Origin of the sequence: Sneathiella sp. (assembly GCF_041689005.1) — a bacterium.
GTDB lineage: Bacteria > Pseudomonadota > Alphaproteobacteria > Sneathiellales > Sneathiellaceae > Sneathiella.
In genome coordinates this window covers 48,132-57,537 of record NZ_JBDNHC010000168.1, presented here as the reverse complement: position 1 = coordinate 57,537, position 9,406 = coordinate 48,132, and the positions used below count along the sequence as shown (strand labels likewise).

At 51.9% G+C, this 9,406-nt stretch carries 11 protein-coding genes; 10 read left to right on the top strand and 1 reads right to left on the bottom strand.

Annotated elements, in window-relative coordinates; all coding sequences use genetic code 11:
* Nucleotides 1–613, bottom strand: a 613-nt coding sequence (modA, locus tag ACESNI_RS18065; RefSeq protein ID WP_373089600.1) for a molybdate ABC transporter substrate-binding protein, incomplete at its 3' end; no start/stop codon positions are given.
* A 52-nt stretch (nt 614–665) separates the two neighbouring features.
* Here modA and ACESNI_RS18060 point away from each other — a divergent pair.
* From ACESNI_RS18060 to moaE, 10 genes are all read left to right on the top strand, one after another.
* Nucleotides 666–1,589, top strand: a complete 924-nt coding sequence (locus ACESNI_RS18060) for a TraB/GumN family protein (RefSeq protein WP_373089598.1) — start codon at nt 666–668, stop codon at nt 1,587–1,589.
* Nucleotides 1,590–1,770: 181 nt separating this feature from the next.
* A complete protein-coding gene (locus tag ACESNI_RS18055; protein ID WP_373089596.1) occupies nt 1,771–2,745 on the top strand; it encodes a calcium/sodium antiporter in 975 nt (324 codons plus the stop codon).
* A gap of 28 nt (nt 2,746–2,773) precedes the next feature.
* Nucleotides 2,774–3,529, top strand: a complete 756-nt coding sequence (locus ACESNI_RS18050) for an SDR family oxidoreductase (RefSeq protein ID WP_373089594.1) — start codon at nt 2,774–2,776, stop codon at nt 3,527–3,529.
* Nucleotides 3,530–3,563: 34 nt separating this feature from the next.
* On the top strand, nt 3,564–3,935 hold the full coding sequence (locus tag ACESNI_RS18045) for a dihydroneopterin aldolase (RefSeq protein WP_373089592.1): 372 nt from the start codon (nt 3,564–3,566) through the stop codon (nt 3,933–3,935).
* 411 nt (nt 3,936–4,346) lie between these two features.
* Nucleotides 4,347–6,269 (top strand): excinuclease ABC subunit UvrC, encoded by a 1,923-nt coding sequence (gene uvrC, locus ACESNI_RS18040; protein ID WP_373089589.1) that lies wholly within the window; start codon nt 4,347–4,349, stop codon nt 6,267–6,269.
* 73 nt (nt 6,270–6,342) lie between these two features.
* Entirely contained in the window at nt 6,343–6,906 is a 564-nt protein-coding gene (gene pgsA / locus ACESNI_RS18035) for a CDP-diacylglycerol--glycerol-3-phosphate 3-phosphatidyltransferase (RefSeq protein ID WP_373089586.1), read from the top strand.
* A gap of 29 nt (nt 6,907–6,935) precedes the next feature.
* A complete protein-coding gene (gene mobB, locus ACESNI_RS18030; RefSeq protein ID WP_373089583.1) occupies nt 6,936–7,457 on the top strand; it encodes a molybdopterin-guanine dinucleotide biosynthesis protein B in 522 nt (173 codons plus the stop codon).
* The gene (gene glp, locus ACESNI_RS18025; protein ID WP_373089581.1) at nt 7,441–8,694 is read left to right on the top strand and encodes a gephyrin-like molybdotransferase Glp; all 1,254 of its coding nucleotides are present in this window, start codon (nt 7,441–7,443) and stop codon (nt 8,692–8,694) included. The genes mobB and glp overlap by 17 nt, the downstream gene beginning before the upstream one ends.
* On the top strand, nt 8,691–8,942 hold the full coding sequence (moaD, locus tag ACESNI_RS18020; RefSeq protein ID WP_373089578.1) for a molybdopterin converting factor subunit 1: 252 nt from the start codon (nt 8,691–8,693) through the stop codon (nt 8,940–8,942). Before glp ends, moaD begins: the two co-directional genes overlap by 4 nt.
* Nucleotide 8,943: 1 nt before the next feature.
* Nucleotides 8,944–9,402: a molybdopterin synthase catalytic subunit MoaE gene (moaE, locus tag ACESNI_RS18015; protein WP_373089576.1), complete on the top strand. Its 459-nt coding sequence runs from the start codon at nt 8,944–8,946 to the stop codon at nt 9,400–9,402.
* Nucleotides 9,403–9,406: the final 4 nt, after the last annotated feature.

Sequence of the window (9,406 nt, the reverse complement as noted above, 5' to 3'; positions counted from 1 at the left end):
GCTCGACCAGCGCCAGAACGGCCCGCACGTTCGGCAGCATTACATATTTGCCATCCAGCCTGTCCCAGATGCCCAATGACTGAAAGGCAGCTTTTGTATAGGTGCCGACCGGAACATGGGCGGGATTGCCAATCGCAAGACGCATACCCTCCAGCAGCTTGGGCAGTTCTTCTATCTTGAAAGGCTCTTTAACCACCGCATCTTGCGGAGCAACGATGACAAGCTGATTTGAGGCAACTTCGACAGGAGCGCGCTGCCGCAGCAGACCCTCCTTCGCCAGATAGTCAAGCCATTGCATATTCGCGGAAATGAAAATATTTGCAGGTGCCCCTTCCTTAATCTGCCGGGCAAGGGTGCCACTTCCGGCAAATGACGGGGTCACCGTCAATCCTGTCTGTTTTTCGAACGCCGAGGCCGCCGCTGTCACCACGTCGGTCGTGCTGGCAGCAGCGAACACCACAATATCATTTTCCACCGCATTCGCTGAGCCGGACAGGCCGGCCATCAGTCCGACCCCGGCGAGGACAACTAAAAATCTTAAATGGACGAAAAGCTTATTAAATACAAAAGGCATGTCATCCCCGGTTGCTGCAATTCCGTGTAATTTTTTCATTATATGCTACCCTGCCCGAAAAATCAGGCTTTCGCAATCAAAGAGGCGTGCGATGAATATCTTTTCGAGGCTTGTTTTCTGCCTGACAGTGCTGGCATTTTTTACGGCGCCGGTTCCCGCCCTTGCGCGATTGGATCCTCCGGCAAATTGTGAAACCCGGCCTTTCGATAAAGGTCGCTTATGGAAAGTGAGCGACGGAAATTCACCACCAAGCTATATTTTTGGCACGATGCATTCGAGTGATCCGCGAATTCTATTTCTGCCCGGGGTCGTTATGCAGGCTTTTAACAGCGCCTCGACGGCTATATTTGAAACCTCCCTCAATGATGATGATCTAACGGACAATCAGAGATTCATGCTTCTGCCACCGGGCCAGAGCCTGAAGAGTAAAATCGGCGCGGCCCGATTTCAGGTGCTGGCGAGTATCATGTCGGCCTATGGTGTAGATGCGGCCACGCTCGACCGGATTAAGATATGGGCTGCGGCTGCGATCATTAGTCAACCGCCCCCGAGCCGGCCGGGTAGCGCCGAAATGTCTTTGCTCGACAAGGAACTGGAAAAATCGGCGCGACGGTCTGGAAAAAATGTCATTGCCCTTGAAACGAACCGGGAGCAGCTTGATATTTTTGATACCATGCCCGAGACGGTACAACTGGAGTACCTTGACCAGAGTATGGATGAAAATAAAATTCTGGCGGAGGAACTTGAGACAATTACCAGCTACTACCTTTCCGGAAACACTGGATGGATCGCCTGTGACCTCGAGTCCTCCCTGACGCAGGCAAGTGCGGCATTCACGACAATAATGACCACTGTCCTGATCAGCGACAGAAATCGCCATATGGTGGAACGCATGACGCCGGAGTTGAAAAGGGGGAATGCCTTCGTTGGAATTGGCGCACTACATCTGCCCGGGAAAGAGGGCGTATTGTCGCTTCTGGAAAACCAGGGCTATAAAATCGAACGAAAATATTAAGGCCCGACATCCTGTCTCTTAAAAGAATTTCTGCCCTGAAACTGACGGCAATCCAGTATTTTTATTGGCTTTCCTCTTTTACTGTTGGGAACCCATGTCTATATAACAACCAATTGACTTTTAAGAACAGTGGTGAAGGGATGAAATTAAAAATTATAATGTCCCTGGATGTTTGCATTTTATGATGTACCTACAAGTAGCTGCTGGTCTGGTCATCCTTCTGGTATGCGGTGAACTTTTAGTTCGGGGCTCGGTCGCGATGGCCGAGCAAATAGGCGTTTCCAAGCTCGTTATCGGATTTACGGTTATTGCCTTCGGAACGTCGGCGCCTGAGTTGGTCGTGTGTATTCAGGCGGCAATGGAGGGTGTGCCGGGGATTGCCTTCGGCAACGTTATCGGCAGCAATATTGCCAACGTCCTACTGGTACTCGGTATTCCTGCGCTGATCTACCCGTTGGTCTGCGACAGCCGCTCAGCCCTCCGCGACAGCCTGGTCATGGTAGGAGCCTCCATTCTTTTCATAGTACTCGCCTGGCAGGGCGTCATGGAAATATGGCAGGGCGCGTTGCTCCTGTCTGTTCTTCTGGCCGTCATTCTCAGGTCCTATTTTCGGGCGCGCAAAGAAGGCGATGAAGGGGCAGAAGAAGCACTCGAAGAATATGAACAGAATATGCCAAAAAATATCTATGTGAGCATATCCTTTATTATAATGGGGCTGATAGGGCTTATTATCGGCTCTCACTTGCTTGTAAACGGGGCCATTATTATTGCCAAGATTGCCGGAGTGTCGGACGAAATCATTGGCTTAACGCTTGTTGCCCTCGGCACCTCGCTCCCGGAGCTCGCAACCTCGATAATTGCTGCGTTCCGTCACCATGGGGACGTGGCCATCGGCAATGTTCTTGGATCAAATCTTTTCAATATAACCGGCATTATTGGTGTGACGGCCATAATCGAACCAATGGAGGCTCCGGCCCAGATACTCCATTTCGATATATGGGTCATGCTGTTTGTGTCTCTCCTAGTGATCCCCATTTTTATCGCCAAAAAGCCGATTGGGCGACTCATGGGTGCAGTGTTCTGCCTTGGCTATGTCACCTATATCGCGGCGCAATTTTATGGTATGTCGGGGGTTTATACCGCCGCGCTCCATTAAGAAGCTGTCAAACGGGTTCACGAATAGCATGACGAAGAATGTATTAATTACGGGTGCCAGCCGTCGTATCGGACGGGCTATCGCTACCGCTTTTGCCCGCAATGGATGGAATATCGGCCTTCATTACCGAACATCAGTCAAAGACGCCGATGCCTTGAAAGAGGAACTTAACTCCCTTGGCGTATCGGTTGTTCTGCTGCAGGCAGACCTCGAAAATCCAGCAGAGGTCGAGGATATGATCCCTAGGGCAACCGAAACCCTGGGGCCGCTCCTTTGCCTAGTCAATAATGCTGCGCTATTCGAACAAGACACGATCGAGGATGCGAGCGCCGAAAGTTTTACCCGCCACATCAACACGAACCTGCTGGCACCATTGCTGCTCAGTCAGGGCTTCGCCCATCAACTTCCGAAGGCCGTTCAAGGCAATATCGTCAATATCATTGATCAGCGTGTTTTCAATCTTACTCCCGAATTTCTCAGCTATACCCTCAGCAAGGCAGGTCTTTGGACATTGACCCAGACAACAGCCATGGCTCTGGCGCCACAGATCCGTGTAAACGCTATCGGTCCTGGGCCGACATTGGCCAATACGAGACAGACGGCGGCGCAATTTAAACAGCAGCAATTGTCGGTCCCCCTACGGTATGGGCCAACAGCAGAGGAAATCGCTCAAGCAGTACAGTTCATTCTGGCGGCGAAATCCATGACCGGAGAATTTATTGCCCTTGATGGGGGCCAGCATCTGCCCATATCTCAAGGCGGGGCTAAAGGAAGGTTGGAATGAAACCATTTTGGTTAGTCCCCGGTAAGCTGGCGAAATGACAAATCCAGCCACAATCCAAAAGATTTTCATCAACGAGCTATTGGTTGATATGTTGATTGGCGTCTATGCGCATGAAAAGACAACACCACAACCGGTGCGTTTTACAATTGAAATGACGGTGGAAGATGGCACCATCCCACTAGCCGATGACTATAAAAATGTCGTATGTTATGAAACCATTGCAAACGCCATTACTAAAATGGCGTCGACGGAACATGTTAATCTGGTTGAAACGCTCGCCGAAAAAGTTGTGTCAATCTGCCTTAACTATGAACGGGTTAGCCTTGTAACAGTAAAGATTGAAAAACTTAACGCTGTGAAAAATGCCACTAGTGTCGGGGTCGTATTGACACAGCGGAGGCCTTGATATTTTCAAATAACTTCAAAATACCTAAAATTTGAGGAATTTTCTTTAATAGTTGTACACAATGGCCCTGAGGAACCCGGACGCATCAGGGATAAGGAAATAAAATAGTGAATTTCTCTATGGCTCTAGCTTGACATTTAAAAAATATAATTAATTCAATGGGTTATAAAATTGCTTAAAAAATAGGCATACCCGTCAAAGGCTAGGCTTCCCATGACCTACAGGGTTATGTAGAGCGTTTACACACAGAGTTTTCCACAGCTTTGGTGGATAGTGTCAAAAAAATGTAATAATGGAAAATTCCGGAAAAAAATAATCTCTAATGTTCCTTTTTTAATAAGGGAGTTAGGGTATTTTATTGAACATGAAATTAACTCTTCAAGCTAACTGAAAACGAACTTTACAGCACCAATGCCGGAAAATACGTCAAATACCATCGAATCGAACGCGCCCGCCGGAGAATCTCCCTTCAAGCGGGGCGCGCGGGTTATCGAGAAAGCCCTCAAGACCCTTCCGAACTCCCCCGGGGTCTACAGGATGATCGATGCCGCGGGCCAGATTCTGTATGTTGGTAAAGCCAAAAACCTGAAAAAGCGCGTCAGCAGCTATGTCAAGATTGCCGGTCAATCGAGCCGGATACTGCGCATGGTCTCCCTTACCCGCTCGATGGAATTCGTTTCGACCCATACGGAAGTCGAAGCGTTGCTACTCGAAGCCAACCTGATCAAGAATCTGAAACCCCGATATAATATAATTCTAAGGGACGACAAATCCTTTCCCTATATCCTGATCACTGGCGATCACGACTGGCCGCAGATTACCAAGCATCGTGGTGCGCGGTCGGGCAAAGGGGAATATTACGGCCCGTTTGCCTCCGCCGGTGCGGTCAACGAGACGCTGGCCACCTTCCAGCGCCTCTTTCCGCTTCGGTCCTGCTCGGATTCGGAATTCCAGAATCGAACCCGCCCCTGCCTGCAATATCAAATCAAACGCTGCTCCGCGCCCTGTGTGGGCCTGATCAGCAAGGAGGATTATCTCACCGTCGTTGATGAAGCGCGCGCCTTTCTATCAGGCAAAAGCCACCAGCTTCAGGAAAATCTGGCCGCGCGTATGCAGGAGGCAAGTAATGTTCTGGATTTCGAGCGGGCCGCAGTCCTTCGCGACCGCCTGAAAGCCATGGCCCATATTCAGTCCAAGCAAAGCATAAATCTTCCCGGCGTCGAAGAAGTCGATGTCATTGCCGCCCATCAGGAAGGTGGCCAGACATGCGTTCAGGTATTTTTTATCCGCTCAGGACAGAATTTCGGTAACCGGGCGCACTACCCTTCCCATACCAAGGACGATGACCCCGCCGACGTGCTCAGCGCCTTTATCGGCCAGTTTTATGATGGCCGCCCCGCCCCGAAGCGCATCTGGACGAGCCATCCGCTTGAGGATGCCGTTCTCATCGCCGAAGCTCTGTCCATTGCCGCTGACCATACCGTCCGGATCGAAACGCCAAAACAGGGCCCAAAGAAACAGCTTGTGGACCACGCCATCCTGAATGCAAAGGGGGCCCTAGCCCGGCGCATGGCGGAGAATGCCTCCCAGCGAAAGCATTTGGAGGGGGTTGCCGCGGCCTTCGGCCTTGGGGAGCCTCCCTCGCGGATTGAGGTATATGACAACAGTCATATCTCCGGCAGCCATTCGGTCGGCGCCATGGTGGTCGCTGGCCCAGAAGGGTTTGAAAAGAAAGCCTATCGTAAATTTAACATCAAGAACGAGAAGCTGGCCCCCGGGGACGATTATGGCATGATGCGCGAGGTGCTCACCCGTCGTTTCTCAAGACTGCAGAAAGAAGATCCCGATAAAGCCGGGCCGACTGTTTCGGGCTCGCGCGAGCAATGGCCCGATCTTATCCTCATTGATGGAGGCCAGGGACAATTAAGCGTCGCGCAAAGTGTCTTTGACGAGCTTGGGGTCAATGACGTCACTTTGGTTGGCATTGCCAAGGGTCCGGACCGCAATGCCGGGCGGGAACGGTTTTTCATGACCGGCAAGGCGGCGTTTACCCTGCCGGATAAAGACCCGACTTTGTATTTCCTGCAACGGCTCCGTGATGAAGTCCATCATTATGCGATTACGACTCATCGGGCGAAAAGATCGCGGGCCATCGGCCGCTCCCCGCTGGACGAAATACCGGGCGTTGGCGGCAAACGCAAGAAGGCGCTGCTCAACCGCTTTGGATCAGCAAAGGGCGTTGAGCAAGCCGCGCTGGACGATTTACAGGCCGTCGACGGCATCTCTAAAGCGACGGCTCTGACTATCTATAATTTTTTCCATGAAGAAAGCTGATTTCTACCCTTTAACTCAACGGCATCGACCCCTATACTGGTTTTTTCAACAGGCCTTCGGGGTCGTTTAGCGCATGCTCTCAAGCTTACCGAATTTACTGACACTTTCCCGCATTGTTGTCATTCCATTGCTGCTGGCGTCATTATTTTTGCCCGGAAAGCTGGCAAGCTGGGTTCCGCTTGGATTGTTTGTCGCCGCCGGGATCACCGATTTCCTCGACGGTTATTTTGCTCGCCGGTACCGTCAGACCTCCAAGCTAGGCCGGTTTCTGGACCCGGTTGCGGACAAACTTCTGGTCGCCTCTGTTTTACTCTTTCTTGTCGGGATCGGGCGGATCGGTACTTGGGACCTGATTCCGGCCGTAATTATTCTCTGCCGCGAAATCATGGTGTCGGGACTGCGGGAATATCTTGCCGAATTGCGCGTCGGTCTCCCGTCCAGCAAACTTGCAAAATGGAAAACGACAGCACAGATTTTCGCTCTGTGTTTCCTGCTTGGCGGTCCTGCGGTCGCCGAACAATTCGACGCCATTATCATTGGACAGGTATTGCTATGGATGGCCGGGTTGCTGACGGTATGGACGGGCTATGATTATTTACGTCTGGGCCTTCAACATATGATCGAAGACGAGCAATAAACCCGCCCAGCAGGATGAACGGTATAATAATGAATGTAATTGGCATATCAGGGTGGAGCGGTAACGGCAAAACGACCTTGCTCACACGGCTCATTCCGGCCCTGCTTGATCGCGGATATTCGGTTTCCAGTATAAAACATGCCCATCACAAGTTTGATATCGACACGCCCGGCAAGGATTCCTTTCGCCACCGGGAAGCCGGAGCGCAAGAAGTGATGGTTTCCTCCTCCAGCCGCTGGGCATTAATGCATGAAAACCGCGGGGAGGAGGAAGCCTCCCTTGAACAGCTTATCGAAAAGATGCTGCCGGTTGATATCCTGCTAATCGAAGGATTTAAGGAAGAAGGCATTCCGAAAATTGAGGTCTGGCGTGAAGAAAGCGGCACGATCCCGAGACTGCAGACGGATCGTCATATCATTGCAATAGCCACGCCCGATCAGATATTGAAGTCGCCGGTTCCAGTTTTGAATTTAAACGATGAACAGAGTATCGCTGATTTTATAATCAGGTATTTCGGACTTGAGGTAACAATCCATGAAACGGCTGGCTGAGGATTGCTTCGCACGCCCTGAGGATATGATCAGCGCAACAGAGGCGCTTGATCAAATTGCCAAGGCGGCAACAGTCGTTGCCAATGTTGAAACCAGCCCGTTGATGCTTTGTGAAAACCGCATATTGGCGGAGGATATCTACGCCGACCGCAACGTTCCACCCGCGGATAATGCGGCGGTGGACGGCTATGCGTTCGTCTTTTCCGACTACGAGAAAATGCCGCAAAAACCGCGTGAGGTTGCCGGGCGAAGCGCTGCCGGAAGGCCGCTAGCCACAAAGGCACAGCCTGATGAAGTTGTCAAAATCCTGACCGGGGCAATCATGCCGGACGGCTTCGACACAGTTGCCATGATAGAGGACATCACTTTCACTGGTGAGAAGGTCATTTTACCCGAAGGTCTTCGATCCGGTGCAAATCGCCGAAGGGCAGGCGAGGACATCCGCGACAGGCAGCTCCTGTTGCATAAAGGAACCCGCCTCAGGCCACAGGAAATTGGCTATCTCGCGTCGATCAGCAAGGCGTCCCTCCCCGTCTTCATGGCAATACGCGTGGCGCTGTTCTCGACCGGCGATGAATTGCGTGAGCCTGGTGAAGCTTCCAGCCCCGGCAGCATCTACGACAGTAACCGTTATATCCTGGCGTCAACGCTCCGCAGTTTTGGCTGCGAGGTCACCGATCTCGGCATCCTGAAAGACAACCGGGAGGAGGTTCGAGGCGCCCTTGCCGAAGCCGCAAAGACCCATGACCTCGTAATAACATCCGGCGGCGTCTCGATGGGAGATGAAGATCATGTCAAATTCGCGGTAATGGATGTTGGGCAACTTCATTTTTGGCGAATTGCGATCAAGCCGGGGCGGCCGCTTGCATTTGGACAGATTGACGGGACAGCCTTTGTCGGGCTTCCCGGAAATCCGATTGCGGCGCTCGTCTGCTGCCTGAAATTCGTGCGTCCACTGATTGCCGGAATGAACGGCGGGAAACATGATCCACTTTCGTTTCAGGCAAAGGCGGACTTCTCCTTAAGCAAAAAACCCGGACGGACTGAATGGCTGCGCGGCCGCTATACGGCGAGTGAGAGTGCCGTCGGGACCGTGGAGAAATACCACACGACCGGTTCCGGTGTGCTATCCTCCGTTGTCTGGGCAAATGGCTTGATTGAATTAGGAGACGAGGTGAGCCAGATAGAAATGGGCGACCTGGTTAAATTCCTACCCTTTTCGGAAATGATGAGATGAAAATACTGTATTTCGCCTGGCTGAAAACAAAATTGCAAATATCCGAGGAAGATATTTCCTGGTCGCAGGAGGTTGCCGATATCGACGGGCTTGTCCGCTGGATGCGCGCGCGCGGTCCGGTGTTTGACGAAATTTTCAGCGATCTGGATGTCATCCGGATTGCGGTAAATCAGGAATATGTCACCGGTAATCTCTCTTTGACGGAGGGCGACGAAATAGCGTTCTTTCCGCCGGTGACGGGAGGGTGACATGATCCGTGTACAACGCGACATCTTCAATATCGGGGATGAAATTAACGCGCTAACCGAGGCACGGACGGATATAGGCGCGGTCGTCAGCTTTACCGGCCTTGTGCGCGATTTTAATGAGGGCACGTCCGTCACCGGCCTTACCCTGGAGCACTACCCGGGAATGACGGAACGCGAACTTAAAAAAATAGAAGCTGAAGCCTGCAGACGCTGGAATTTACAAGATTGCTGCATTATTCATCGCTACGGCGATATGGTGCCGGGGGATCCGATCGTCTTGGTAATCACGGCCTCCCCCCATCGTCAGGATGCCTTCGATGCCGCCTCGTTTTTAATGGACTGGCTTAAGACCAAGGCGCCCTTCTGGAAACAGGAAAGTGACGAGACCGGACAGAGCGATTGGGTCAAGGAGCGCCAAAGCGACCTTGACGCCGCGCGGCGATGGACGCCCAAAACATAACCCT